Raw genomic sequence first — 25,016 nt, 5'->3', positions numbered from 1 at the left:
CCCGGAGTGCCCCCCACTGGTCTGTACTACCAGGCCGTCGCGGCCGTCTTCCCGCCCTTCTCGGACGGAAGGAACAGCCAGAGCGCCGCGTAGACGAGGAACTGCGGGCCGGGCAGCAGACACGAGGCAACGAAGATCACTCGCATGGTGGTGGCGGAGGTGCCGAAGCGCCGGGCCAGCGCCGCGCACACACCGCCGACCATGCGTCCTTCACGAGGGCGGACAAGTGCGGCCATGGTGGGCTCTCCTTCGCAAGCTTGAGGTCGGTTCCCGGGAGGCTGCTGATGAGCGTTCCCGATGACTCCATAGTGCTTCGCGAAGAGGGACAAAGCCTCGCTCTAGGGGGCGATCCCGACCCTGGAAATCGTCGGGGTCGACCCCTGAGAGCCGTCCACCCCCAGTACTGGACCGGTCTGCTCGGTCCGACGCGCCCCGGCCGTCCGGTGCTGCGGCCGCAGCCTCCGCCGCCGCAGCCGGGCCCGGCCCGCGGGGACCACCAGTAGATGGGCGATGGCCACCCCGGCCGTGTTCAGCAGGAGCGAGTCCACGTCGAGCACCCGTCCCGCCACCCCGGTCTGGAGCAGTTCGATACCGAGCGAGAGCAGTGCTCCCGCGGCGACCGTACGGGCGAGGGACGCGAGCGGGGAGACGGCGACCCTGCCGCTCACCATCGGCAACAGCACCCCGAGCGGGGCGAGCAACAGAAGCCCACCGCCGAGCTGGCGCGCTGCTTCCATCGGTCCGAGCTCCAGATCGGCTCTGATGCCGGCGAGCGGCTCCAGGTTCGCTGCCGTCACCCAGGGGACATCTAGTGGGCGCAGGGTCAGCCATCCGACGAGCAGCAAGTGCACGAGGAGGAAGAAGACCCCCGCCACACGGAAGCGGATGGCGGCACTGCCGCCTTTACCTTGACGCTGCACGTTGCACAAGACGCACTACCCGTACGAAACGGTTCCGCCTGCCCCACGACGCATGACATCGAGCGCTCCTCGGACCGTTTTCTGGCCGGATTCCGCCGCTCCGAAGTGCCCCTTCGGTTCTCTTCTGCGACGTCCACTCGTGGGGCGTCCGCCCCGGCCGATGGCCCGTGTGGACCCTCGCGAGAGCCGGGGCGGGGTTCTGGGCGGGAGTGGGGGCCCGCTGACGCCAGGCGTGGAAGAAGGCGGAAAGGACTACCTCTGCGCGTCGCTGCCCGAGGCCCCCGGAGCCGAGGAGGGAGCGCCCCACCCGGCGACAGTCCCCGACTGGGACGTCGATGACTGCGCGTTCCCCGACGAGGACGGGCGCGATGGCGCGGGTGAGGGCAGCGGGCCGACCGTCGGCAGCACGTCCTCGGGCCGGTCCTTGGTCTTCCCCGTACATCCGTACCCCCGTGGCGCGTACTCCCCGGGCCCGCCGAGGATCACCGCTCCGCCCGTGGCCGATGCCTGACTCTCCGCGAACGTGCAGACGATCTGCGCGAGCGCCGCGGCCGGGAGGTCCTCCGGCTGACGGCTCAGCCGCAGCGTGCCGTCCGGATCGCTGCGGCGCTGCCCGCTGACCGCTATCGGCCCGCGGACATAGGTCGCGAACCCGGCCTCCCGCTCCGCCGCCGTGGGCTCCTGCTGGAGCTCCGCGAGGAGCGCCTGGGCGATCTGGACCCGACCGTCGACGGTCTTGGTCTCGGGTATCTCCGCGGTACGGTCCACCGGCTCCAGCTGTGAGGCGCAGACCAGATAGACGCGTACGGGGGCGTCCTGGGGCGCCGTCTGCTGGGTGATGTTCTCGCCGTTCACCTCGCACGGCACCCGGGAGGGCGCCGGGCCGCCGTCCACCGGCACCTGGGTGGGCCTGATTCCGCAGCCACCGAGCGTGAGCACGCCCAGCAGCGCGGCCAGTATCGCCACCGTGCGCTTGGTGCGCGCCCCCCGGACCTGGTCCGTCACCGCTGGCCTTCCTCTCCCCGCCCGGGGCTTTCGGTGTCCGAGGGACGGTCGGGGCCGTCCGGCCCGTCGAGGTCTGTGGCGGCGTCGGCGTCGGCGGCGAAGGCGTTTTCGGGCTGCGTCGACTCGCCCGGCTCCTCCTTGGGCGCGGCGGGGTCGTCCAGCGGCAGCCGCAGGAGGAACACGGCCCCGTCGCCGTCCGGTGAGTTGGACGCGGTGATGGTGCCGCCGTGGATGTGCGCGTTCTCCACGGCGATGGAGAGCCCGAGACCACTGCCCTCCGACCGGGGCCTGGACGCGCTGGCCTTGTAGAACCGGTCGAAGACGTGGGGCAGGACGTCCTCGGGGATTCCGGGACCGTGGTCGCGCACTTCGATCAGCAGTTCGTCGGCGACCGGACGCACCGATACCCGCACCGGCGAACCGCCGTGCTTGAGGGCGTTGCCGATCAGATTCGCCAGGATCACGTCGAGCCGCCGCGGATCGAGGCGCGCCATGATCCCGCGCTCGGCGTCCAACTCCACCGCGTCCAGCCACGCCCGGGCGTCGATACAGGCGGTCACCTGGTCGGCGACATCCACGTAGTCCAGCACCAGTCTGGCGGTGCCCGCGTCGAAGCGGGTCACCTCCATCAGGTTCTCGACGAGGTCGCCGAGCCGTCGGGTCTCGCTGACGACCAGGTTCACCGCCGGAGCGATCATCGGGTCGAGATTGTCGATCTCGTCCTCCAGCACCTCGGTGACGGCGGTCAACGCGGTCAGCGGGGTGCGCAGTTCGTGTGACATGTCGGCGACGAAACGGCGGCTGGACTCCTCCCGCGCGCTCATGTCCGCGACCTTCTTCTCCAGCGAGGCGGCGGTCTTGTTGAACGTCCGTGCGAGCTCCGCCAGTTCATCGGTGCCCGACACCCTCAGCCGGGTGTCGAGCTTGCCCTCACCGAGCCTGCGCGCCGCGTCCCCGAGCCGTCGTACCGGCTTCAGTACGGTCGTCGACGCCGCCTGCGCCAGCAGCGCGGAGCCCACCAGCGCGAGAGCCGTGGCGATCCCCAGCGACCAGGCCAGGGTGTTGAGGTCCTCGCGCTCCTGGTCCAGCGACTTGAGCACATAGCCGGTCGGCCCACCGCCGACGATCCGGGTGCCGCCGACGAGATAGGGCTTACCGCGCAACTGGATGCGCTGCCAGTAGAGGTGGTACGGGGTCGAGTTGGTGACCCGGACGTCCTGCCGGTCGTTCACCGCGTCCTGGAGCCGCTCGGGCACATCGTCGAAGGTGAAGTCGTCCGGATCGGATGTGGCGATGATCGGCTTGCCCTCCTCGCGCTCCCCGACGAGGAGCACGGTGAACCCGGCCTTGCCCTGGGTCATCTGATCCACGGTGGCCTGTAGTTCGTTCTGCGAGGGACGCAGCGGCAGCGAGGCCGCCCGGTTCTGCATCTGCTGTCGGAAGTCCCCCAGCGCGGAGTCCTGCGTACGGGTCAGTACGGCCTCTCGGTTGAGCCAGTACGCGATTCCCGACGCCGAAACCGCCGCGGTCAGGGCGACCACGGCGAAGACGACGACCAGGCGCAGGCGCAGGCTCGTCCAGCGCAGACTGGCGAGCATGGCGCGCTTCACCGCTCCACTCACCGAGCGCTGCCGAACTCGCTGGGGAATCTCTCGATTTCGCTGGTCTTCTCGGGAAGAGCGAGGGTCACTGGGGAACATCCAGCCGATAGCCCACACCGCGCACCGTTCGGATCAGCGTCGGTGAGGACGGCACGTCCTCCACTTTCGCGCGCAGCCGCTGGACACACGCGTCCACCAGACGCGAGTCCCCGAGATAGTCGTGCTCCCACACCAGCCGCAGCAGCTGCTGTCGGGACAGCGCCTGCCCCGGTCTGCGGCTCAGCTCCAGCAGAAGTCGCAGCTCGGTCGGCGTGAGCTGCAGATCCTCGCCGTTCTTGGTGACGGTCATGGCGGAACGGTCGATCACCAGCGACCCGAATGTGGCCGAATCGGTGGATTCTCGCTCGCCGCGGCGTAGTACGGCACGGATACGGGCGTCCAGCACCCGACCCTGTACCGGTTTGACGACATAGTCGTCGGCTCCAGATTCCAGGCCCACGACCACGTCGATGTCGTCGCTGCGGGCAGTCAGCAAGATGATCGGCAGCTGATCGGTGCGCCTGATGCGGCGGCACACCTCGAAGCCGTCAATCCCGGGCAGCATCACATCCAGCACGATGAGATCAGGCCGCTGCTCACGCAGCAGTTTGAGGCCGTCCTCGCCCGTCGCCGCAGTGGCCACACGGTGGCCCTGACGGGACAGGGAGAGTTCGAGGGCCGTGCGGATGGCGTCGTCGTCCTCGATCAGCAACAGGAAAGGCACAGGGGCCATTCTGGCGCATGGCCGTGCCGGAGGACGACTGCGGGAACGACCGCACCCTCACCCCACCCGCCCAAGGGCCCTGTGACAGGCCTGTGACAGTCGGCGGACACCTCCATGAAATCGCCTGGGCAAGCTTTTCGACACACGGACGGAAACGGACTCCACTCGACGGGGGGCGCAAGATGAACGCACTGCACGGCACCGCCACAAGCGCAGTTGTCACGCGTCTCCGCGACGTCGGGAGGGCCACGGAAAAGTCCGGTGTCGTGAACGGGCGGGGGTGCGTTCGCGGCACCGGGCGTCAGCACAAGCCGTCGTACATGACGGTGGTTGACGCGACCACGGGGGCCGGTGGGGGGACCGGGGTCAGCGGGGAAGCGTACCGGGAGAGCGGTGTCAGCCTGTCGGAGGCGGAGTTCACCGCCTACGTCCGGGAGCGCCGCTCCTCCCTGTACGCGACCGCCTACCACTTGACGGGGGATCGCTTCGAGGCTGAGGACCTGTTGCAGAGCGCGCTGTTCTCGACGTACCGCGCCTGGGACCGGATCAGTGACAAGGCGGCGGTCGGGGGATATCTGCGCCGCACCATGACCAATCTGCACATCAGCGCCTGGCGCCGGCGCAAGCTCAACGAGTACCCCACGGAAGAGCTGCCGGAGACGGCCAGCGACACCGACGCGATGCGGGGCACCGAGCTTCGTGCGGTGCTGTGGCAGGCGCTCGCCAGGCTGCCCGAACTCCAGCGGACGATGCTGGTCCTGCGCTACTACGAGGGCCGTACCGACCCGGAGATCGCGGACATCCTGGACATCAGTGTCGGCACGGTGAAGTCCAGCATCTGGCGGTCACTCCGCCGGCTGCGCGAGGACGATGTCCTCAGCTTCGGCCGTGACGAGGAGGAGTCCTTCGGCGAGCTGGTGGCCTGAGGGCGACGGGGGATGGACCGGGGGGACGCCGTCTCGGGGGAGACGGCGACGGTGGGGGGCTTGTGAGGTCATGGGGGGCCTCATGGGAGCCACGGGGGAAACGCGGGACCGAACAGGCCGGGGGGTCTTGTTTGGTCCCGCTTCCTTTTGCCCGCGGGGCACCGCTGGCCGCTCGCCGTTCCTTCGTTGTCCTGACGCGGAGGTGGGGCCGAGGAAGTGGACCTTGAGTTCATCTGCTGATGGCGGGGCCTGACTCAGTCACGCGCGCCGTACGGTCGCTCACCACGGGCGCAGGGGCGCTCAGCGGCGCCGAGACCACGGAGGCAATGCGCGCCAACGCCTCTTTCTTGCCGCAGGGATGTGCCCCGAGGCCTGCCTGCCGCGCCACGATCCCCCGTTCGGAGCGCATCAACCGCCAGCCCCTGCGCAGCAGGAACGCCACCGACTTACGGCCTTCCCGCAGATCCCGGGCCAGCCGTCGGCGGAAGGTCGTCGAGGGGCGCCCGCGCAGACAGAGCGCGTCCCCCAGCAGGCCCAGCTCCGTACACCGCGCGACCAGGTCCGCCGCGAAGATCCCCTCCGCGATGAACACCGGGGCCCCGTCGAGGGCGAACACCTCGCGCCCCACCCGGGTGCTGGTGCCGATGTCGTACACCGGGACGGCGGTATGGCCCGTACCGCAGAGCTCGGCGATGGCCGCCGCCGCCGTCCGCGCGTCCCAGGACAGCGGGGAGTCCCAGTCGATGTCCGCGCTGTCCGCGACCAGCGGAAGGGTCGGGTCGCCCGCTTCCTTGTAGAAGTCGTCGAGGCGCAGCACCGGCAGACCCGCCCGTGCGGCGAGGGATGACTTTCCTGATCCTGACGGGCCCGTGAGGAGCACCACGCGTGCGGACGGGGCGGGGGCAGCGGAGAAAGCGGTCACAGGACACCAGTGTGAGGCATTGACCCGTGAAGGGGACCCCTCGGGTAGTCCGGTGGATTGAGGATCACCGCTCAACTACGCTGCGTACTCGTCCGATTACTACCCCAGGCGGGAAACCCATGGCACGTCACGCAGCTCCCCATCCCCGGCGCATCGCCCTCGGCGCCGGTCTGACCGTCGCGGCGGCTGCCGCGGCCCTCGGCGCGGGGGGCACCGCGCACGCCGCTCCTTCGCTCCCCGCGGCACCGGTCGGGCTCGACACCGTCGAAGCCGCCCTGGCGCCCAGTACCGGAGTGACCGGCGCCATCACCAACTCGGTCTCCGGGATCGGCTATCTGAAGCACCTCCAGCTCAACCCGCTGGCGAAGACCGGTGTCGACCCGCTGGCCAATGGCGTCGGCACCCAGATCGCCGACTTCAAGCCCGTCGGCACGGATCTGGTCACCGGACCGCTCTCCGAAGGTGGATCGCTCAACGACCTACCGGTGGTCGGAAAGGTCGTCGACGCCCTCCCCCTCTAGGGACAGGAGCCTCCTGGGGGCACAGCGGCCCCTGGAGGCACAGGGAAAGGAGCCCCCTGCCGCCGGACGGGACGGCAGGGGACTCCCGATCAAGGGGCGGTTCCTACGCCCAGTACGACTGCTTCGCGCAGTCCGTTCAGTACGACATCAGTACGACAGTTGTCACGGCTCGGCCCAGTGCGCCCGTGCCCGAGTCAAGAGGGCTCGACAGGACTCAGTAGGACGAGCCCGAGGTGCCCAGGGCGCCGGTCGGATGCCAGACCGTCTTGGTCTCCAGGAAGGCCGTCATACGGTGGGTGCCCGGGTCGGCGGCCAGGTCCAGCGGGCCGGGGCGCAGCACCCGCTTGAGGTTCTCCGCCGCGGCGATCTCCAACTCCTTCGCCAGGGCCGCGTCGGCTCCCGCGAGGTCGATCCCGTTCACATCGAGGTGTGCCGCGAGCGGGGCCGCGATCTCACCCGTACGGCCCGACAGGATGTTGACCACACCGCCCGGCAGATCGGATGTGGCCAGTACCTCGCCGAGGGAGAGCGCCGGCAGCGGGGAGTTCTCGCTGGCGATCACCACGGCCGTGTTGCCCGTGGCGATCACCGGAGCGATCACCGAGACCAGCCCCAGGAACGATGACTCCTGCGGTGCGAGAACGGCCACCACACCGGTCGGTTCGGGGGTGGAGAGGTTGAAGTACGGGCCAGCGACCGGGTTCGCCCCGCCCAGGACCTGGGCGATCTTGTCCGTCCAGCCCGCGTACCAGACCCAGCGGTCGATGGCCGCGTCCACCTGGGCCGCGGCCTTCGACTTGGACAGCCCTTCGGCGTCCGCCACTTCCCGCACGAACTGCTCCCGGCGGCCCTCCAGCATCTCGGCGATGCGGTAGAGGATCTGCCCGCGGTTGTACGCGGTCGCCCCCGACCAGCCGCCGAACGCCTTGCGGGCGGCGACCACCGCGTCCCGGGCGTCCTTGCGGGACGACAGCGGGGCGTTGGCCAGCCAGCTGCCCTTGCCCTTGTCCCTGCTCGCCGTGCCAGCGGCTGAAGTCCTCGTCGTCACCTCGTACACCCGGCCGCTCTCGGAGCGGGGGAACTTGCCCCCGACGTACAGCTTGTAGGTCTTGAACACGCTCAGACGGTCATTGCGCTCAGACATCGAGGTACGCCTCCAGGCCGTGACGGCCGCCTTCACGGCCGAAGCCCGACTCCTTGTAACCGCCGAACGGCGAGGTCGGATCGAACTTGTTGAACGTATTGGCCCAGACGACACCCGCCCGGAGCTTGCTCGCCACCGCGAGGATGCGGGAGCCCTTCTCGGTCCAGATGCCCGCCGACAGTCCGTACTGGCTGTTGTTCGCCTTGGCGACGGCCTCGTCGGGCGTACGGAAGGTGAGGACGGAGAGCACCGGGCCGAAGATCTCATCGCGGGCGACCGTGTGCGCCTGCGTCACATTCGTGAACAGGGTCGGCGCGAACCAGTAGCCGGACGACGGCAACTCGCAGGGAGCGGACCAGCGCTCGGCGCCCTCCGCCTCACCGGTCTCAACGAGTGCGGTGATCCGTGCCAGCTGCTCGGCGGAGTTGATCGCGCCGATGTCGGTGTTCTTGTCGAGCGGGTCACCCAGACGCAGCGTGGACAGCCGGCGCTTGAGCGAGTCCAGCACTTCTTCCTGGACCGACTCCTGCACCAGCAGCCGGGAGCCCGCACAGCAGACCTGGCCCTGGTTGAAGAAGATGCCGTTGACGATGCCCTCGACGGCCTGGTCGATGGGCGCGTCGTCGAAGACGATGTTCGCGCCCTTGCCGCCGAGCTCCAGCGTCAGCTTCTTGTCCGTACCGGCGAGCTCACGGGCGATGGCCCGACCCACGCCGGTCGAACCGGTGAAGGCGACCTTGTTGATCCCCGGGTGCTGGACCAGCGCGGTGCCCGTGCGGCCATCGCCCGTGACGATGTTGACGACGCCCTTCGGCAGCCCGGCCTGACGGCAGATGTCCGCGAAGAACAGCGCGGAGAGCGGGGTGGTCTCGGCCGGCTTCAGTACGACGGTGTTACCGGTGGCGAGCGCCGGGGCGATCTTCCAGGCCAGCATCAGCAGCGGGAAGTTCCACGGGATGATCTGGCCGGCGACGCCGAGGGGGCGGGGACTCGCGCCGTAGCCGGCGTGGTCGAGCTTGTCGGCCCAACCCGCGTAGTAGAAGAAGTGCGCGGCGACCAGGGGGAGGTCGGCGTCCCGGGTCTCCTTGATCGGCTTGCCGTTGTCCAGCGTCTCCAGGACGGCCAGCTCACGGCTGCGCTCCTGGATGATCCGGGCGATCCGGAACAGATACTTCGCCCGCTCCGCACCGGGCAGCGCCGACCACTTCTCGAACGCCTTACGGGCGGCCTTGACGGCACGGTCGACGTCCTCGGCGTTGGCCTGGACGTACTCCGCGAGGACTTCCTCCGTCGAGGGGGAGACGGTCTTGTTGCGCTCCTCGCCCGTGGACTCGACGAACTCGCCGTCGATGAAGAGGCCGTACGAGGGGGCGATGTCAACGAGTCCGCGCGACTCGGGGGCGGGGGCGTAGTCGAAAGGCTTGGTCATGTCCGCTCAGTCCACAGTCACATAGTCGGGGCCGGAGTAGCGTCCGGTGGCCAGCTTCTGGCGCTGCATCAGCAGATCGTTCAGCAGACTGGAGGCGCCGAAGCGGAACCAGTGGTTATCCAGCCAGTCCGCGCCGACGGTCTCGTTCACCAGGACCAGGAACTTGATCGCGTCCTTGGTGGTGCGGATGCCACCCGCGGGCTTCACTCCCACCTGTACCCCGGTCTGCTGCCGGAAGTCGCGTACGGCCTCCAGCATCAGCAGGGTGTTGGACGGGGTGGCGTTGACGGCGACCTTGCCGGTCGATGTCTTGATGAAGTCCGCGCCCGCGATCATCCCGAGCCAGGAGGCACGGCGGATGTTGTCGTAGGTGGAGAGCTCCCCGGTCTCAAAGATGACCTTGAGCCGAGCCGACCCCGAAGCGTCTTTGACCGCGCGGATCTCGTCGTACACCTTCAGATACTTCCCGGCGAGGAAGGCGCCACGGTCGATGACCATGTCGATCTCGTCCGCCCCGGCGGCGACGGCGTCCCGCACATCGGCCAGCTTCACATCGAGCGCGGCCCGACCGGCGGGGAACGCGGTGGCGACGGAGGCGACCTTGACGCCGGAGCCCTTCAGGGTCTCCTTGGCGGTGGCGACCATGTCCGGATAGACGCAGACGGCGGCGGTCGCGGGGGTGTCCCGGTCGGTCGGATCGGGCCGCATGGCCTTGGCGGCGAGGGAGCGCACCTTGCCGGGGGTGTCGGCGCCTTCGAGCGTGGTGAGGTCGATCATCGAGATGGCGAGATCGATCGCGTACGCCTTGGCCGTGGTCTTGATCGACCGAGTCCCGAGGGAGGCGGCCCGGGCTTCGAGACCGACCGGATCGACGCCGGGCAGTCCATGAAGGAAGCGGCGAAGTGCCTGGTCGGAGGCGGTGACGTCCGGGAGGGCGAGGGTATTGGTGGACATGCTCACTAGCGGAGCATATCTACGCGCGTAGCAGTGTGTACAGGGGGGAGGGGGTGATTTGGGGGTTGTGTGCTGTCCGTTTTGGCGGGGTCGGTCGTGGCTCGGGGGCTCCATCGCCGGACCGCCCGGGTGGGTCGCGTTCTTCGGTGTGGTCGGCGAAACGGGAGAGCACGCCCCACGGTGCCTACGGCGGCCAATGCACTCCGCCGAGTCATACCGCCTGCTCCGTTTAGCGAAGGTAGACCCGTTGCCAGTCTGCGGAGGACATGTCTTGCGCGGCATTCGCGAGTTCGATGGCAGAGGGTGTCTTGAGCTTGGCACGGGTGCTGTCGACCCATTCCTGGGCGTTCCGGTAGCCCTGTTCAAGGTATTCAAGGCCCTGGATCATGCACTCCAGCCGGTCGGCGTCATGCGCGACCAAGACCTCAAGCGAGTCGCCGTTCTCGTACTCGTGCACGATGGCCTGGATTCCGGACGCGACCGCAGGGTGTGCGTTGGCGACCTGGTCGGCGGTGACGACTTCGTTGCTCTTCGCCTCCAGATAGCGGCGCCCGATCCAGGGGATATCGCCAACGCGCGTTTCCTGGGTGTCATGAAAGGTGCACAGCAGGGCGACCTTGGCCGGGTCGGCGCCCTCCATCATCGCCAGCACCGATCCGATGATCGCCGTACGGAAGCTGTGCTCTGCGATCGTCTCGGGGTCCTTCACACCGCAGATCCACCAACCTGAGCGCTTCGCCCGCTTGAGAGCGCCCATCTCCATGAGGTAGCTAACGGAACCCTTGGCGTGCTGATCGTCATCCGTCATGGCTCTGCCTTCTTCTGGTGGACGCTGCGAGGGGCCTTCGCTAGCCAATGGGCGTAGCCCGGCTCCACAGTTCTTCGGTGTGGTCGGCGAAACGGGAGAACATGCCCCCCTCGTCTCTGCGGCGGAGGTGGAGAAGGGGGGAGTCATGGCCGACGACGGTGGCTAGATGGGGGGTCACCAGGGCGTCGGAGTCGAAGCGGAAGACGGACAGGGAGACATGGTTGACGGCATCCGCAGGGGTGGAGAAGCGTGCCTCCAGACCATCCACTTCGCCCAAGGCGTGCAGCTGCTCCAGAGTTGTTCGGATGCGTGTGGAGACTGTGAGCGCGACTGCCTCGATCTCCTCACGGCTGCGGGTCACCTCGCTGGTGGGGTCTCCCAGGAGGAATCGGATTCGGCAGCCGTTCGCTGCTTTATGCCGCAAGGTACTTGCGAGTTCTGGCACCTGTGTCCAAAGGAAGTACGAGGTGTACCCACCGAAGAACAGGTCTTCACTGGCATCAGTGATGAGGCTGCACCACACGGTTGATGGGCAAGCGGAGCGAAAGGGGTAGGTCTGGACGATCTCTAGGTCGCTACCAGTTTTGATCCGGTCCTTGACCGCTTTGGGCCACAGCACGTCAGCTTCAACTCCTAACACCGTTGACGTGTCTTGCCGGTTCCTAGCATGAGGAATCAACTCCGCATCTGCGATCCAGCGTTCTACGGTCTTGCCGGAGACCCCCACGCGAAGTGCCAGGCGCCTCGGCGACAAGCCAGCCGACTGCATAGCTGAACGTAGCGATGAGTTCAAGATCTCCCCCTACGACGTTTGGGCGTTCTTCAACGCTAGACCTGAGGCCCTCCAGATGTCTCGGGATAGACCGGGATAAGGCCCTGACGGGTGACCAGTCTTCTCTCTACGCAAGAGCCCCGCCACCGCGCGAACGGTCCGGGGTGTTGGCCCTCAACTTCGTAGGAAAGTGGGCGCTCGGACGGAATCGCGCGGACCGGCCCGAGGTGGTGCCGGGGCCGGATCACATCGAGGGGTGTGAGCCCGCCGTACCGCCGTCGAGGCCGATCAGGTGGGAAACGCCCGTACCGCCGCATGTGCGGGAGCGGCTGGCGCCGCTGCGGGGCGAGGACTCCGCGACCGTACGGCCGTATGTCCTGGCCGAGACCACCTTGCAGCTCCCCGTCGTACGGGAACGGCTCCGGGCGGCTGCCCTGGCGGCGCTGGACGCGGACGTGGACTGGTGAACCGGGAGGGCTTGGTCAGTCCCGTACCCGATCGCCGGAGCGTCGCGTGCATGGGCTGTGGGCGATGGACCGACGCACCAGTGGGGATAGGGAGGGATCGATACGCCTGTCCCCACTGTGCGACGGGGCTGGTCCCCGGGCCCACGCCCGGTGAGCTGGCCGCCCGGAGCGCGGTCCGCGGGGCCCGTGGGGCAGAATCGGGGGTATGAGCAGCCCGAAGTCGCCAGTGGAGCCCACGTACGCCGATCGTGTCTATCGATCGCTCGGCGGGATCATCGGCGGCACCCTGCTGCTGGGGCTCATCGCCTGGCTCGCGATCGACGCCATTGTCCGTGGAGCCGGTCGTACGCCCTGGTTCGCCGTGGCCGCCGTGCTGCTGGTGGTGCCGCTGGTGGTGGCGCTCAGCATCCGCCCGGCCGTCCAGGTCGGCGATGACCGGGTGCTGATCAGGAACCCCTTCCGGACCGTCACCCTGCCCTGGGCCGCCATCGAGGACTTCCGCGCCGGTTACACCAGCGAGGTCTGGACGAAGGCCGGTGCCAAGTTCCAGCTCTGGGCGGTGCCGGTGTCGCTGCGGCAGCGCAACCGGGCCGCTCGGCGGCGGGAGCGCGAGGAGCGAGGCAAGGGCGGGCGGGCCAATACCGTGGGGACCCAGCTGCCCGACCACGGTCCCAAGCTCGCCCCCGCCGATCAGACCATCAGTGAGCTGCGGGAACTGATCGAGCACAATGCCGGCCGACCCACCGCTCAGGGTGAGGTGCAGACCCGCTGGGCCTTTGAGCTGATCGTGCCCGCCGTCATCGGAGCCGTACTGCTGATCGTGCTGTTCGCCATCGCCTAGCCGCCTGGGTGCTGACTACGGCGGGCCCTGCCACACCAGCAGCATGTACGCGCCCGACCAGGCCGAGACCAGCGTTGCCGCGCCCAGCACCACCCAGACGGTCACCGGCCGCCGTGCCCTGGCCAGCCCCCGTGCCATCGGCAGCAGCAGCGGGAATCCCGGCAGCAGAAAGCGCGCCCGGGGGAAGTAGACCCCCGCACTGCCCAGCACCACGGCCAGCAGCACCCCGGAGAAGACCAGCAGGGCGATCGGCTGGCGATCCGCGACGCTCAGCACGAAGAGGATCGCGGAGAGGATCAGCACGGTCGAGACGAGCAGCAGGAAAAGCGGTGGCTCGCTGGCGTAGACGAACTGTTGTCTGAGCTCAAGGAGAGTGGCCTTTCCACCGTCCCACTCGTTCTTCCAGAGCCGCTGGACCGCGAAGTAGCCATCCGGCCGGCCCACCCTGTGCCCTACCCAGGCGAGGAAGGCCAGCCAGCCCAGCGGCGCGATCACCGCGCCCGTCACCGCTGGCCAGCGGCTCCCCGGCCGTGCCCGGCGGGCCGCCAGCGCGGCCGCGACCGTCACACCCGCCGCGACCGCGATCCCCGTCGGCCGGGTGAGACCCGCAAGCGAGGCCAGCGCCCCAGCCCAGAGCCACTGCCCGCTGAGCACCGCGTAGAGCGCCCAGGCCGCGAGCGCGGTGAACGGCGACTCGGTGTAGCCCATCCACTGGACGACTCCGACCGGTAGCGCGGCCCAGAGCGCGGTGAGGATCGTCCCCGTACGGCGGCCGTAGAGGCGGGCACCGACGGCGAAGACACCCCAGGCGGCGATGAACGAACAGCCGATCGCCAGGGCCAGCCCCACCGAGGCCCGTGAACCGGGGGACACGGCCGCGAAGGCCTTCACCAGCAGGGGATAGAGCGGGAAGAAGGCCAGGTTGTTCTCGTTCATCCGGGTGCCGAGGATGTCGGTGTAGCCGTGGTCGGCGATGCCCAGATACCAGTTGGAGTCCCAGGACGCGGCGAGCGTCCGCCAGACCCCGTCGCCCGTGGCGCGCGAGAGCTGGATCAGGACCGCGAGTCCGCAGAGTCTCACCGCGAGATAGGCGCTCAGCGCGGGGGCCGCGTACCGCAGCGAGTGCAGCAGCCGGCCGCGTACCCCTGGCGCGCCGCCGCCCCCCGGGGCCGGGGGCCGACGGGAGGCGGGGACATAGGCACGGACGGTTGCGGCGCGGGACAAAGGCGGCTGCTCCTCGGAATCCGGAGGGACTGAATCCGTGGGGATTACCGGGCCACCATTGCCCGCGGGGTGCGCCGAGCGGGGCGCGCTCCAGCGGCGCCGGACGAGATTCACTCATACGGTCTGTTCGTGCGATTGCACTGCGCGAACAGTGAGCGGCATCCGATGGGACGCACTGCTTGGAGGTGGGCTGAGGGGCTGGCGCTAGATGCCGGCAGCCGCTGCGAAGTCCCGCTTGAGCGCGGTGAGGACCTCGGTAGCGCGCTCACGGGCGGCGGGCAGCCCCTTCGCGTCCGCTACCGGTACCACCACCTCCAGGTAGCACTTCAACTTGGGCTCCGTACCGCTGGGGCGGACGATCACCCGAGCGGTGAACTCGCCGTCGAGGTAGTACCGCAGACCATCCGTGGGCGGTAGCTTCGCCGATCCCACCGAGAGGTCCTCGGCGCTCGTCACGCTCAGCCCGGCGAGCGCGGTCGGCGGGGCCTCGCGCAGGGTGCGCATGGCGTCCGCGATCACGCTCAGATCCTCGACCCGCACCGAAAGCTGGTCGGTGGCGTGCAGACCGTGCGCCACGGCGAGGTCATCGAGCAGATCGGAGAGCGACCGGCCCTCCTCCTTGAGCACCGAGGCAAGCTCCGCGATCAGCAGCGCGGCGGTGATGCCGTCCTTGTCGCGGACACCGTCGGGGTCCACGCAGTAGCCGAGGGCCTCCTCATAGCCGTAGCGCAGGCCATCGACCCGGGCGATCCACTTGAAACCGGTCAGGGTCTCCTCGTACGGCAGTCCGGCCGCGTCCGCGATCCGGCCGAGCAGGGAGGACGAGACGATCGACTCGGCGAACGTACCGCGGGCTCCGGAACGTACGAGGTGGGCCGCGAGGAGGGCACCCACCTCATCGCCGCGCAGCATCCGCCAGCCCTGCTCGGTGCCGCTGTCGGGCACGGCGACGGCACAGCGGTCCGCGTCCGGGTCATTGGCGATGATGATGTCCGGCCCGGTGTCCGCCCCCGCTGGGGTGGCGCGGCGGGCGGTCGCGAAGGAGAGGTCCATCGCCCCCGGCTCCTCCGGGTTGGGGAACGCGACGGTCGGGAACGCCGGATCGGGCTCGGCCTGCTCCGCCACGAGGACGGGGACGGGGAAGCCCGCCCGCGCGAACGCCGCCAGCAGCACGTCCTTGCCGACACCGTGCATCGCGGTGTAGACGACCGCGGCGGTCCGGGGGGACCCCTCGGTGAGCACCGCGTCGGTACGGGCCAGATACGCGTCCAGCACCTCATCGCCGAGTACTTCCCAGCCCAAGTCGGCTCGGGGTACGTCGTGCAGGCTCTGGATCGCGTCGATCTCGGCGGCGATCTCGGCGTCGGCGGGCGGCACGATCTGGGAGCCGTCACCGAGGTAGACCTTGTAGCCGTTGTCCTGCGGCGGGTTATGACTCGCCGTCACCTCCACCCCGGCCACCGCGCCCAGCTGCCTTATGGCGAACGCGAGCACGGGCGTGGGGAGCGGGCGGGGCAGCACCGCCGCCCGTAGACCGGCGGCCACCATCACGGCGGCCGTGTCCCGGGCGAAGTCGGCGGACTTGTAGCGGGCGTCATAGCCGATGACCACCAGGCCGCGGGCCGGCCGGCCGGGGGCGTCCCCGGTCCGGCCAGGCGCGGGGTCAGCCGTGCCCAGGGTGTCGTCGGCATGGCCCTGCTCACGGAGATACGCGGCGAGACCGGCGGCGGCGCGGATCACCACGGCACGGTTCATCCGCATGGGTCCCGCGCCCAGTTCGCCGCGTAGGCCCGCGGTCCCGAACTGGAGCGTTCCGCTGAAGCGCGCTGCCAGCTCGTCCAGCTGGCGCTCCTCGATCAACGCCGCAAGTTCGGCCTGGGTCTCGGGGTCCGGGTCCTCCGCGAGCCACGTCTGGGCCCGGGTGATGAGGTCCTGCTGCACGGTAGCTCCGCCTCTCGTGGTCTGTCTGAACTGATCTGTCTGGCGCTGATCTATCTAACGTTGGTCTGGCTGGGGCTGGTCTCTACGGGGCTGGTCTGCCTGGGGGCGGTCTCTTTGCGGCGGGTCTCTTCGGGCCGCGATCGGTTCGCTGTGAGCCGTGGTCAGTGTGGGCTGACCGCTGAGGGTGGGAGCCTCATCCGGCTGATACTCATGGATCTTGTGCCCGGTTGGCCCTTTGGTCCGCTGTCTGCCCGACTCATCTGGTGGATGTCTCGTTGGATCATCGACCAGATGGGACCGCTGCCGGGGGCACTGCCCGGAATCCGCGGTCTGGTGGGCTGTCTGCACTGGGCCGCTTCGATGTGCTGTTTTGCCGCCCTGTTTCGACGTGCCGCTCGGTGTCCCGCCTCGGGTGTCCTGCCTCGGCGTGCTGCCTCGGCGTGCTGTTTCGCTGTGCGCTTCGCCGTGTGCGGCGGGCTTGCGACAGTCGGCGGGAGGCATGTCTGCCCGGGTGCTCGGCTCATGGCTGTACTGGAGACCTGGCCAGCCGGCCGGTATGTGCGGTTCGGAGGAGCGTCTACCGATGTGTTCAAGGCGGTGAGCCAGCCGTCGGAGTTCCGAAGCGTGGGGCAGACCGTTGGACCGTCAGCCCAGGCGGTACGGCTTGCCACCGGGTGGGCGGGACCGCACCGCGCTGGGCTGGACGGATGGGTGGAACGGGTCTGCCTGCACGGGACTGTCGGGGGGCTGTCCGCACGGGTTGGGGCGGTGAGCTCGAACGACCGATGGCATGGGGCCGGAGCGGTACGCGGGCGGGCTGTCTAGATCTTGGCCAGGACCCGGGTCAACAGCTCGCCCATCCGGGCCGCCGAGTCCCTGCCCGCCTGGAGGACCTCCTCATGGTTCAGGGGCTCACCGGACAGACCCGCGGCCAGGTTGGTGACGAGGGAGATCCCGAGCACCTCGGCTCCCGCCTCACGGGCCGCGATGGCCTCCAGCACGGTCGACATGCCCACGAGATGGCCACCCATCACGCGGACCATGTTGATCTCCGCGGGCGTCTCGTAGTGCGGGCCGGTGAACTGCACATAGACGCCCTCCTCCAGCGAGGAGTCGATCTCCTTGCACAGCGCGCGCAGCCGCGGTGAGTACACATCCGTCAGATCCACGAAGTTCGCGCCCACGATCGGCGAGGCCGCCGTGAGGTTGATGTGGTCGCTGATCAGCACGGGCTGGCCAGGGCGCATGCCCTCGCGCAGACCACCGCACCCGTTCGTCAGCACCACGGTCTTGCAGCCCGCGGCCACCGCGGTCCGCACCCCGTGGGCGACCGAGGCGACGCCCCGGCCCTCGTAGTAGTGGGTGCGGCCGAGGAAGACCAGGACCCGCTTGGCGCCGATGCGGTACGAGCGGACTCTGCCGCCGTGACCCTGAACGGCGGGCGGCGGGAAACCGGGCAGCTCGGTGACCGGGAATTCGGCCTCGGGTGATCCGAGCGCGTCCACGGCGGGCGCCCATCCGGAGCCCATCACCAGGGCTACGTCATGGGTCTCGGCGCCGGTCAACTCGCGCAGTCGCGCGGCGGCGGCGTCGGCCGTGTCGTGGGGAGAGGCGGTAGCGCCGTTGGTATCCGGCTTCACAGTTGCGTTCACGCGAATGAGGGTAGCCGGAGTTTCCCTACGCGCGTAGATGTTGTTGCCAACGGTCCCCGGATCGTTGTGTTGTCGTTTCCGGCGGGAAGGAGGTGCCGTGTGGTGCCAGGCGGTGGGGTCGGGGCCGGTTCGGTGGGAGGGGGAGAGGGGGTCGCGGCCGGGTCCATCGGGGTGCGAGAGGCGCGGAGCGCTGCTCTGGAGCGCGCGTGCCGCCATGAAGCGAGATCGCCGCCATGAAGTGAGATCGTCGCTTCGAGGTGAGATCGCCGTCTCGAAGTCAGATCACTGCTCCGAAGTGAGAGCATTGCTCTGAATCGGCATCACTGTTTCGAGATGTGAGCGCCGCCGTGTCCGACACCTGTGCGACACCTGTGCTGTGTCCCGCACCTGCGCCCATGTCCGGCACCCGCGCCGCCCTCGGGCCCGGAGCTAGCCCCTCAGCAGGGACGCTTGCGCAGCTCCATCACATAGTCGTGGGGTGCGCCCGCGGAGTCGGCGGCGTCGGCGATCTCGCCCAGATAGCGGGCCGACGGGAGCCCGCCCTCGTACCCGTTCAGCACATAGATCCAGGCCGGCTCCTCGCCGTCCAGGGTGTGCACCCGGACCCGCATGCGCCGGTAGATGTCCATGCCGACACCCTCCCAGCGGTCCATCGAGTCCTCATCCATGGGGGCGATGTCGTACAGGGCGACGAAGACCTGGGAACGCGGCGCTTCCACGATGGTGGCCAGCGCTCCCTCCCAGCCCATCTGTTCGCCGCCGAACGTCAGCCGCCAGCCGTTGAGCCAGCCCGTGCCGCGCAGCGGTGAGTGCGGGGCGCGGCGGGTCATCAGCCGCGCGTCGAGGTTGCCGGCGTACGCGGCGTAGAGCGACATGAGATTGAGGGTACGGGAGGGGTGGCGGTGAATGCCTTTCTCGACGTGGCGAAGGCCACGGGACGGATTCTGGGCCCCGGGGGCAACTTGCTTGATGCGTGCGGGACAATGGTGTAGGTACTCCAGCCCCCACAGCGGGATTCCCCCACCCCCGGCACAACGAGAGCGCGAGGCGTAACCCCAGTGACCCGGATCGTGATCATCGGCGGCGGACCCGGCGGATACGAGGCGGCCCTGGTGGGCGCCCAACTAGGCGCGGAGGTGACCGTCGTCGACTGTGACGGTCTCGGCGGCGCGTCCGTGCTGACCGACTGCGTGCCCTCGAAGACCCTCATCGCCACGGCCGAGGTGATGACCACCTTCGACTCGTCGTATGAGGAACTGGGCATCATCGTCGCCGACGACACCCCGCCGATGGAGCAGTCGGCCCGGGTGGTCGGCGTTGATCTCGGCAAGGTGAACCGACGGGTCAAACGGCTTGCCCTCGCCCAGTCCCATGACATCACCGCGTCCGTCACCCGGGCGGGCGCGCGGGTGGTGCGGGGCCGTGGCCGGCTGGAGGGCCAGCAGGCCATGGACGGCTCCCGCAAGGTGGTCGTCAGGGCCGCGGACGGCAGCGAGGAGACGCTGACCGCCGACGCGGTGCTCATCGCGACCGGTGGCCACCCCCGGGAGATCCCGGACGCCCTGCCCGATGGTGAGCGCATCCTCAACTGGACCCAGGTCTATGACCTCGACGAGTTGCCCGAAGAGCTGATCGTGGTCGGTTCCGGTGTCACCGGCGCCGAGTTCGCCGGGGCCTACCAGGCGCTCGGCTCGCGGGTCACCCTCGTCTCCTCCCGTGACCGGGTACTCCCCGGCGAGGACCCCGACGCCGCCGCGGTTCTGGAAGACGTCTTCCGCCGCCGTGGCATGAATGTCATGGCCCGCTCGCGCGCCGAGTCCGCCAAGCGGGTCGGCGACCGGGTGGAGGTCATGCTCTCGGACGGCCGGGTCATCTCGGGCAGCCACTGTCTGATGGCGGTCGGCGCGATCCCCAACTCCGCGGGCATGGGACTGGAGGAGGCGGGCGTACGCCTCAAGGACTCCGGCCACATCTGGACGGACAAGGTCTCCCGTACCAGCGCACCCGGTGTGTACGCGGCCGGAGACGTCACCGGCGTCTTCGCCCTCGCGTCCGTCGCCGCCATGCAGGGGCGGATCGCGATGTACCACTTCCTGGGCGACGCGGTGACACCGCTCAACCTGAAGACGGTCTCGTCGAACGTGTTCACCGACCCGGAGATCGCGACCGTCGGCTACACCCAGGCGGACGTGGACGCGGGCCGAATCGACGCCCGGGTGGTGAAGCTGCCGCTGCTGCGCAACCCGCGCGCCAAGATGCAGGGCATCCGGGACGGATTCGTCAAGATCTTCGCCCGTCCCGGTACGGGAATCGTGGTCGGTGGCTGTGTGGTCGCGCCTCGGGCGAGTGAGCTGATCCATCCCATCTCGATCGCCGTCGACAACAATATGACGGTGGAACAGATCGCGAACGCGTTCACGGTCTACCCGTCTCTGTCCGGGTCGATCGCCGAGGTGGCGCGGCAGTTGCACACCCGGAAGTCGACGGGCGAGGGCTAGGGGCTGCCCAGGTCCCGTCCGCCTGCCGTGCCCTGACAGGGCATCGCGCTGGGTCTGGCGGGCCGGAAGGTACGCCCACACGGGGGTTGTCGGCGGGTGCCCAGGCAAGGGGCCCTGCACCTCGTGGCGCGGGCACCGCTGGGACTCTTCGCTGCCTTGCGACGGACCGCACCAGACCCCGGTTGACCCGCCTCGGGACGGACGGCGCCACTCTCCGGCGCGCGACTGCTCGGGGCCGATCGCCGAGAAGGGGTGTAAACCCTGCGAACCCCGGGCACTTCACTCGTCGAGTGATCAACTATGAGCTTGCGTATACCACTTGACGGCTCTTGCTGAGCGCAATACTTGTTATTCGGCGCATACTGCTGAAAACTATCGGGCGCGCAGGTTACTGTCAGTTTCGTGTTCGCTGCAGAACGTCGCCAACTGATCCTAGAAATGGTGCGCGCCAACGGAGCCGTATCGCTCCGTGAGCTCGCCCGCGTCGTCCAGACCTCCGAAGTGACCGTACGACGCGATGTGCGGGCTTTGGAAGCCGAGGGGCTCCTCGACCGCCGCCACGGTGGTGCGGTGCTACCGGGTGGTTTCACCAGGGAGTCCGGATTCCCGCAGAAGTCGCTGTCCGCCACCGCGGAGAAGACGGCCATCGCCGACCTGGCCGCGAGCCTCGTCGAAGAGGGCGAGGCCATCGTCGTCGGTGCCGGTACGACCACTCAGGAGCTGGCCCGTCGGCTGGCGCGGATTCCGGGCCTGACCGTCGTCACCAATTCGCTGCTCGTCGCCCAGGCCCTCGCCCATGCCAACCGGGTGGAGGTCGTCATGACCGGCGGCACTCTGCGCGGGTCCAACTACGCGCTGGTGGGCAGTGGTGCCGAGCAGTCCCTCCAGGGACTCCGGGTCTCTCGTGCCTTCCTCTCGGGGAGCGGTCTCACCGCTGAGCGAGGGCTCTCCACCTCCAATATGCTCTCGGCGAGCGTCGATCGGGCGCTGGTCCAGGCGGCTGCCGAAGTGGTGGTCCTCGCCGACCACACCAAACTGGGCGCCGACACGATGTTCCAGACGGTTCCCACGGATGTGATCACCCGACTGGTCACCGATGATCCGCCGCCGCACGACGACCGGGCGGTGACGGAGCTTCAGGCGCTCGCCGACCAGGGGGTGCAGATCGCCATCGCGGGGTCGGGCGACCCCGGATCCGACGCCGATACGGCTCCGGGGCGTCCGGCTCGCCGTGAGGTGCCGCTCCCCGGTCAGCGCAGGACCCGGGGCGGCGCGGGCCCCGGACCGACGCGGTTGAGCTCGGCGGGCGGTCTTGAGCCCGGGACGGGTGCCGGCGGGATCGAGCGGCGAGCCAGGGTCGCGGACCTGCGCCGTCGCTGAGGCGATCGCCCCGCCGGGGGTGTCCGCCACTCGGACGATCGCCCGCCGGGGCCCTCCTCGGCGGAGCTCCGCCCGCTGCCGCCAGCCTTTCGGTGAACCCTTTCCGTCGCTCTCCGCGCCCCTGCCCGCACGGCTGACGGCCTCTCCCGACGCCTGGTGCTCTGCCGTGGTGGAACGCCCAGCTGGACGGCCGGTGGGAGGGCTCGGCGATCCCTCCTGGCAGCCGTCGCCCGGTCCTACCGTGCCGGGAGCAGGCGCCGCCGGTGCGGAGCGCAGGAACCTTGGGAAATGCGCTCGCCCCTACCGGCACCGGGTGGACAGAGCCCGGTACATCCTCCGTGCCGTGAGGTGGTGGGCCGACGGACCGGTGGCCCACCCGGCGAGCGCCCCCGTGCCCCAGTGAGACGGGTGGGCGGCGTGGTCGGCGCGGGTACGGCCGGGCCTCCCGGGACTGCTAGGAGGTCGGCGCGGTGGCCGCTGGGGTGGCGGCCGGCTGCGCCCGCTGGTCACCCCGTAGCCCGTGCAGGGTCAGCAGCAGCAGACGGTCCGGCAGGTTCGGGTCGTCGGGTGCCTGTTCGGCGGCGAGGGCGATGGCCTTGGTGAGCTGCATCAGATCGCCGATGGAGACATCCGCCCGCACGGCACCCCCATCGCGCGCCCGGGCGAGCAGTGTCTCGCCCGCCTCGGCCAGCGGGACGCAACACTGCGACAGTGCCAGACTCTCGTCGTGCGAGGCCGACATCAGGGCCCCAGCCAGACCCCGGTACTCGCCCGCGTGGGAGATCAGAGCGCGCAGCCACTCGATCAGGGCTCCGCACGGCTGCTCCGCGTGTGCCAACTCCCGTGAGCGCTCCAGCAGGGCGGTCTTCGCCTCCTGGAAGACGGCGTTCATGATCGCTTGGCGGTTGGGGAAGTGCCGGTAGAGCGTGCCGATGCCCACCCCGGATCTACGGGCGATCTCCTCCAGGGCGGCGTCCGTGCCGTGCTGGGCGAAGACCGTACGGGCCTCGGCGAGCAGCCGTTCGTAGTTGCGCCGGGCATCGGCCCGCATGGGGCGCACCTCGCCGGGAGCCTGTCCCGGCAGGACGGTCGCGCTCGTGCTGGTTTCCGTAACACCGTCGCAGGCGCCTTCGGCCCCCTGGTTGATGGGTGGATATGTCGGGACCGGGTCCGTATGCACCGGGTCTCTGGCTGTTTGTGCCGAGTCCGCCGCCGTACCTGTCGCCATCCGTGTTGCCCCTCCCTGGGTCCGCCGGACACCAGGATGCCATCGGTGACGCTCGACCCCGGGTCAGTTGCGAGAAGCCCGCACCCCCGAGCCGATGGCTCGGGGGTGCGGGCTCTTGACCAACAGCTGGGGCTGGTGGGACGTCAGTCCTTGATCTCGCAGATGGTGGCGCCGGACGAGATGGACGCGCCGACCTCGGCGTTCAGTCCCTTGACCGTGCCCGCGCGGTGCGCGTTCAGGGGCTGCTCCATCTTCATGGCCTCCAGGACGACGATCAGATCGCCCTCGCTGACCTCCTGGCCCTCTTCGACCGCCACCTTCACGATCGTGCCCTGCATCGGAGAGGCGAGGGTGTCACCGGACGCGGCGGAGGAGGACTTCTTCGCCGCCCGACGCTTCGGCCTGGCGCCGGCGGCCAGACCGGTGCGCGCCAACGTCATGCCGAGCGAGGCGGGCAGGGAGACTTCGAGACGCTTGCCGCCGACCTCGACGACCACCGTCTCGCGGCCCGTCTCGTCCTCCGCCTCCGCCTCGGCGGGCGCGGCGAAGACCGGGATCTCATTGACGAACTCGGTTTCGATCCACCGGGTGTGCACCCGGAACGGGTCGCTGGTGAACGCCGGGTCGACGACCACCGCGCGGTGGAAGGGGATGGCCGTGGCCATGCCCTCGACAGTGAACTCGGCCAGCGCGCGGGCGGCGCGCTGCAGCGCCTGCTCACGGGTGGCGCCGGTGACGACCAGCTTGGCGAGCAGCGAGTCCCACGCGGGTCCGATGACACTGCCGGACTCCACTCCCGCGTCCAGCCGCACACCAGGCCCGCTCGGCGGGTTGAAGACGGTGACCGTGCCGGGGGCGGGCAGGAAGTTGCGGCCCGGGTCCTCGCCGTTGATACGGAACTCAAAGGAGTGGCCGCGAAGCTGCGGGTCGCCGTATCCGAGCTCTTCGCCGTCGGCGATGCGGAACATCTCCCGTACGAGGTCGATGCCGGTGACCTCCTCGGTGACGGGGTGTTCCACCTGGAGGCGGGTGTTCACCTCAAGGAAGGAGATCGTTCCGTCGGTTCCGACGAGGAACTCCACCGTGCCCGCGCCCACATATCCGGCCTCCTTGAGGATGGCCTTGGACGCGGCGTACAGCTCGGCGTTCTGCTCGTCCGTCAAGAAGGGCGCGGGTGCCTCTTCGACCAGCTTCTGGTGGCGGCGCTGGAGCGAGCAGTCACGGGTGGAGACGACCACGACATTGCCGTGGGTGTCGGCCAGGCACTGGGTCTCCACATGGCGGGGCCGGTCGAGGTAGCGCTCGACGAAGCACTCGCCACGGCCGAAGGCGGCGACGGCCTCACGGACGGCGGAGTCGTAGAGCTCCGGCACCTCTTCGAGGTTGCGGGCCACCTTCAGACCGCGACCGCCACCGCCGAACGCGGCCTTGATCGCGATGGGCAGACCGTGCTCCTTGGCGAAAGCCACGACCTCATCGGCCCCCGAGACCGGGTCGGGGGTTCCTGCCACGAGCGGGGCACCCGCGCGCTGGGCGATATGACGGGCGGCGACCTTGTCACCCAGGTCACGGATCGCGGACGGCGGCGGGCCGATCCAGATGAGACCGGCGTCCAGTACGGCCTGGGCGAATTCGGCGTTCTCCGAGAGGAAGCCGTATCCGGGGTGGATGGCGTCCGCGCCGGAGTCTGCGGCGGCCTGAAGCACCTTGGCCATGTCGAGATAACTGGCGGCCGGAGTGTCACCGCCCAGGGCGAACGCCTCGTCGGCCGCGCGGACGTGCAGGGCATCCCGGTCCGGGTCGGCGTAGACGGCTACGCTTGCGATCCCGGCGTCCCGGCAAGCACGGGCGACACGGACAGCGATTTCGCCTCGGTTGGCGATGAGCACTTTGCGCACGATGGCTCCCTCCTTGCAGTGTTTTTCCCGGGGGCGGCCCCCGGGACCCTGGCCGGACACACCCGAGCCAGGGTGCTCGAAAGGTCACCGTGCCGATGACTTCGATGGCTTCCCGGATCACG

Annotated in this window: 23 protein-coding genes; 6 read left to right on the top strand and 17 right to left on the bottom strand. The window is 69.3% G+C overall.

The features are described 5' to 3' along the window. Positions 1-26: 26 nt before the first annotated feature. The 5 genes from NBG84_RS13545 to afsQ1 all read right to left on the bottom strand — a co-directional run bounded on the left by NBG84_RS13545 (position 27) and on the right by afsQ1 (position 4,289). Positions 27-236, bottom strand: a complete 210-nt coding sequence (locus tag NBG84_RS13545) for a PspC domain-containing protein (RefSeq protein ID WP_250919640.1) — start codon at positions 234-236, stop codon at positions 27-29. 102 nt (positions 237-338) lie between these two features. Then, positions 339-920 (bottom strand): VanZ family protein, encoded by a 582-nt coding sequence (locus NBG84_RS13540; protein ID WP_250919639.1) that lies wholly within the window; start codon positions 918-920, stop codon positions 339-341. Between the two features lie 252 nt (positions 921-1,172). Further along, the gene (locus tag NBG84_RS13535; RefSeq protein ID WP_250919638.1) at positions 1,173-1,925 is read right to left on the bottom strand and encodes a hypothetical protein; all 753 of its coding nucleotides are present in this window, start codon (positions 1,923-1,925) and stop codon (positions 1,173-1,175) included. Continuing rightward, positions 1,922-3,547 (bottom strand): ATP-binding protein, encoded by a 1,626-nt coding sequence (locus tag NBG84_RS13530; RefSeq protein ID WP_308312053.1) that lies wholly within the window; start codon positions 3,545-3,547, stop codon positions 1,922-1,924. Before NBG84_RS13530 ends, NBG84_RS13535 begins: the two co-directional genes overlap by 4 nt. Positions 3,548-3,611: 64 nt before the next feature. Then, complete coding sequence (afsQ1, locus tag NBG84_RS13525; RefSeq protein WP_175257369.1) at positions 3,612-4,289, bottom strand: two-component system response regulator AfsQ1; 678 nt, start codon at positions 4,287-4,289, stop codon at positions 3,612-3,614. 182 nt (positions 4,290-4,471) lie between these two features. Here afsQ1 and NBG84_RS13520 point away from each other — a divergent pair, with 182 nt between their 5' ends. After that, positions 4,472-5,215, top strand: coding sequence for a SigE family RNA polymerase sigma factor (locus tag NBG84_RS13520; RefSeq protein ID WP_250919637.1), 744 nt, complete (start codon positions 4,472-4,474; stop codon positions 5,213-5,215). A gap of 229 nt (positions 5,216-5,444) precedes the next feature. Here the strand turns inward: NBG84_RS13520 and NBG84_RS13515 are convergent, their stop codons facing one another. Continuing rightward, entirely contained in the window at positions 5,445-6,137 is a 693-nt protein-coding gene (locus tag NBG84_RS13515) for a uridine kinase family protein (RefSeq protein ID WP_250919636.1), read from the bottom strand. Positions 6,138-6,256: 119 nt separating this feature from the next. On the opposite strand from NBG84_RS13515, the gene NBG84_RS13510 reads away from it, so the two are divergent. Then, entirely contained in the window at positions 6,257-6,658 is a 402-nt protein-coding gene (locus NBG84_RS13510; RefSeq protein ID WP_250919635.1) for a hypothetical protein, read from the top strand. A 214-nt stretch (positions 6,659-6,872) separates the two neighbouring features. Here the strand turns inward: NBG84_RS13510 and NBG84_RS13505 are convergent, their stop codons facing one another. The 5 genes from NBG84_RS13505 to NBG84_RS13485 form a co-directional block, all read right to left on the bottom strand. Next, the gene (locus NBG84_RS13505; protein WP_250919634.1) at positions 6,873-7,802 is read right to left on the bottom strand and encodes an aldehyde dehydrogenase family protein; all 930 of its coding nucleotides are present in this window, start codon (positions 7,800-7,802) and stop codon (positions 6,873-6,875) included. After that, a complete protein-coding gene (locus tag NBG84_RS13500; protein ID WP_250919633.1) occupies positions 7,795-9,231 on the bottom strand; it encodes an aldehyde dehydrogenase family protein in 1,437 nt (478 codons plus the stop codon). Before NBG84_RS13500 ends, NBG84_RS13505 begins: the two co-directional genes overlap by 8 nt. A 6-nt stretch (positions 9,232-9,237) precedes the next feature. Further along, on the bottom strand, positions 9,238-10,185 hold the full coding sequence (gene deoC / locus NBG84_RS13495; RefSeq protein ID WP_250919632.1) for a deoxyribose-phosphate aldolase: 948 nt from the start codon (positions 10,183-10,185) through the stop codon (positions 9,238-9,240). 229 nt (positions 10,186-10,414) lie between these two features. Next, the gene (locus tag NBG84_RS13490; RefSeq protein WP_250919631.1) at positions 10,415-10,993 is read right to left on the bottom strand and encodes an HD domain-containing protein; all 579 of its coding nucleotides are present in this window, start codon (positions 10,991-10,993) and stop codon (positions 10,415-10,417) included. Positions 10,994-11,033: 40 nt separating this feature from the next. Beyond that, positions 11,034-11,612: an XRE family transcriptional regulator gene (locus tag NBG84_RS13485; protein ID WP_250919630.1), complete on the bottom strand. Its 579-nt coding sequence runs from the start codon at positions 11,610-11,612 to the stop codon at positions 11,034-11,036. A gap of 320 nt (positions 11,613-11,932) precedes the next feature. Between NBG84_RS13485 and NBG84_RS13480 the strand changes: the two genes are divergently transcribed. Further along, a complete protein-coding gene (locus tag NBG84_RS13480; RefSeq protein ID WP_250919629.1) occupies positions 11,933-12,232 on the top strand; it encodes a hypothetical protein in 300 nt (99 codons plus the stop codon). A gap of 205 nt (positions 12,233-12,437) precedes the next feature. Next, positions 12,438-13,073, top strand: a complete 636-nt coding sequence (locus NBG84_RS13475; RefSeq protein WP_250919628.1) for a PH domain-containing protein — start codon at positions 12,438-12,440, stop codon at positions 13,071-13,073. A gap of 15 nt (positions 13,074-13,088) precedes the next feature. Here NBG84_RS13475 and NBG84_RS13470 read toward each other — a convergent pair whose 3' ends face one another. From NBG84_RS13470 to NBG84_RS13455, 4 genes are all read right to left on the bottom strand, one after another. Continuing rightward, positions 13,089-14,297, bottom strand: a complete 1,209-nt coding sequence (locus tag NBG84_RS13470; protein ID WP_250919627.1) for a glycosyltransferase family 39 protein — start codon at positions 14,295-14,297, stop codon at positions 13,089-13,091. 204 nt (positions 14,298-14,501) lie between these two features. After that, a complete protein-coding gene (locus NBG84_RS13465; RefSeq protein WP_250919626.1) occupies positions 14,502-16,238 on the bottom strand; it encodes a phospho-sugar mutase in 1,737 nt (578 codons plus the stop codon). Between the two features lie 821 nt (positions 16,239-17,059). Continuing rightward, positions 17,060-17,878, bottom strand: coding sequence for a purine-nucleoside phosphorylase (locus NBG84_RS13460; protein WP_425608633.1), 819 nt, complete (start codon positions 17,876-17,878; stop codon positions 17,060-17,062). Positions 17,879-18,327: 449 nt separating this feature from the next. Then, entirely contained in the window at positions 18,328-18,765 is a 438-nt protein-coding gene (locus NBG84_RS13455) for a gamma-glutamylcyclotransferase family protein (protein ID WP_250919624.1), read from the bottom strand. A gap of 183 nt (positions 18,766-18,948) precedes the next feature. Here NBG84_RS13455 and NBG84_RS13450 point away from each other — a divergent pair, with 183 nt between their 5' ends. Further along, positions 18,949-20,388, top strand: coding sequence for an NAD(P)H-quinone dehydrogenase (locus NBG84_RS13450; RefSeq protein WP_250919623.1), 1,440 nt, complete (start codon positions 18,949-18,951; stop codon positions 20,386-20,388). A gap of 438 nt (positions 20,389-20,826) precedes the next feature. Further along, a complete protein-coding gene (locus NBG84_RS13445; RefSeq protein WP_250919759.1) occupies positions 20,827-21,768 on the top strand; it encodes a DeoR/GlpR family DNA-binding transcription regulator in 942 nt (313 codons plus the stop codon). A 454-nt stretch (positions 21,769-22,222) separates the two neighbouring features. Here the strand turns inward: NBG84_RS13445 and NBG84_RS13440 are convergent, their stop codons facing one another. Continuing rightward, complete coding sequence (locus NBG84_RS13440; protein ID WP_250919758.1) at positions 22,223-22,819, bottom strand: TetR/AcrR family transcriptional regulator; 597 nt, start codon at positions 22,817-22,819, stop codon at positions 22,223-22,225. Positions 22,820-23,139: 320 nt separating this feature from the next. Beyond that, on the bottom strand, positions 23,140-24,894 hold the full coding sequence (locus tag NBG84_RS13435; protein WP_250919622.1) for an acetyl/propionyl/methylcrotonyl-CoA carboxylase subunit alpha: 1,755 nt from the start codon (positions 24,892-24,894) through the stop codon (positions 23,140-23,142). Positions 24,895-25,016 lie beyond the last annotated feature (122 nt).

The sequence above is a fragment of the Streptomyces albipurpureus genome, assembly GCF_023701525.1.
GTDB lineage: Bacteria > Actinomycetota > Actinomycetes > Streptomycetales > Streptomycetaceae > Streptomyces > Streptomyces albipurpureus.
The sequence above is the reverse complement of the archived record's forward strand: the minus strand, read 5'-3'. Positions and strand labels throughout refer to the sequence as shown.

Coding starts and splice junctions, on each gene's coding strand:
- NBG84_RS13545 (WP_250919640.1), bottom strand. CDS start 236: ATGGCCGCACTTGTCCGCCCTCGTGAAGGACGCATGGTCGGCGGTGTG.
- NBG84_RS13520 (WP_250919637.1), top strand. CDS start 4,472: ATGAACGCACTGCACGGCACCGCCACAAGCGCAGTTGTCACGCGTCTC.
- NBG84_RS13510 (WP_250919635.1), top strand. CDS start 6,257: ATGGCACGTCACGCAGCTCCCCATCCCCGGCGCATCGCCCTCGGCGCC.
- NBG84_RS13505 (WP_250919634.1), bottom strand. CDS start 7,802: ATGTCTGAGCGCAATGACCGTCTGAGCGTGTTCAAGACCTACAAGCTG.
- NBG84_RS13500 (WP_250919633.1), bottom strand. CDS start 9,231: ATGACCAAGCCTTTCGACTACGCCCCCGCCCCCGAGTCGCGCGGACTC.
- deoC (WP_250919632.1), bottom strand. CDS start 10,185: ATGTCCACCAATACCCTCGCCCTCCCGGACGTCACCGCCTCCGACCAG.
- NBG84_RS13490 (WP_250919631.1), bottom strand. CDS start 10,993: ATGACGGATGACGATCAGCACGCCAAGGGTTCCGTTAGCTACCTCATG.
- NBG84_RS13475 (WP_250919628.1), top strand. CDS start 12,438: ATGAGCAGCCCGAAGTCGCCAGTGGAGCCCACGTACGCCGATCGTGTC.
- NBG84_RS13455 (WP_250919624.1), bottom strand. CDS start 18,765: ATGTCGCTCTACGCCGCGTACGCCGGCAACCTCGACGCGCGGCTGATG.
- NBG84_RS13445 (WP_250919759.1), top strand. CDS start 20,827: ATGGTGCGCGCCAACGGAGCCGTATCGCTCCGTGAGCTCGCCCGCGTC.
- NBG84_RS13440 (WP_250919758.1), bottom strand. CDS start 22,819: ATGCGGGCCGATGCCCGGCGCAACTACGAACGGCTGCTCGCCGAGGCC.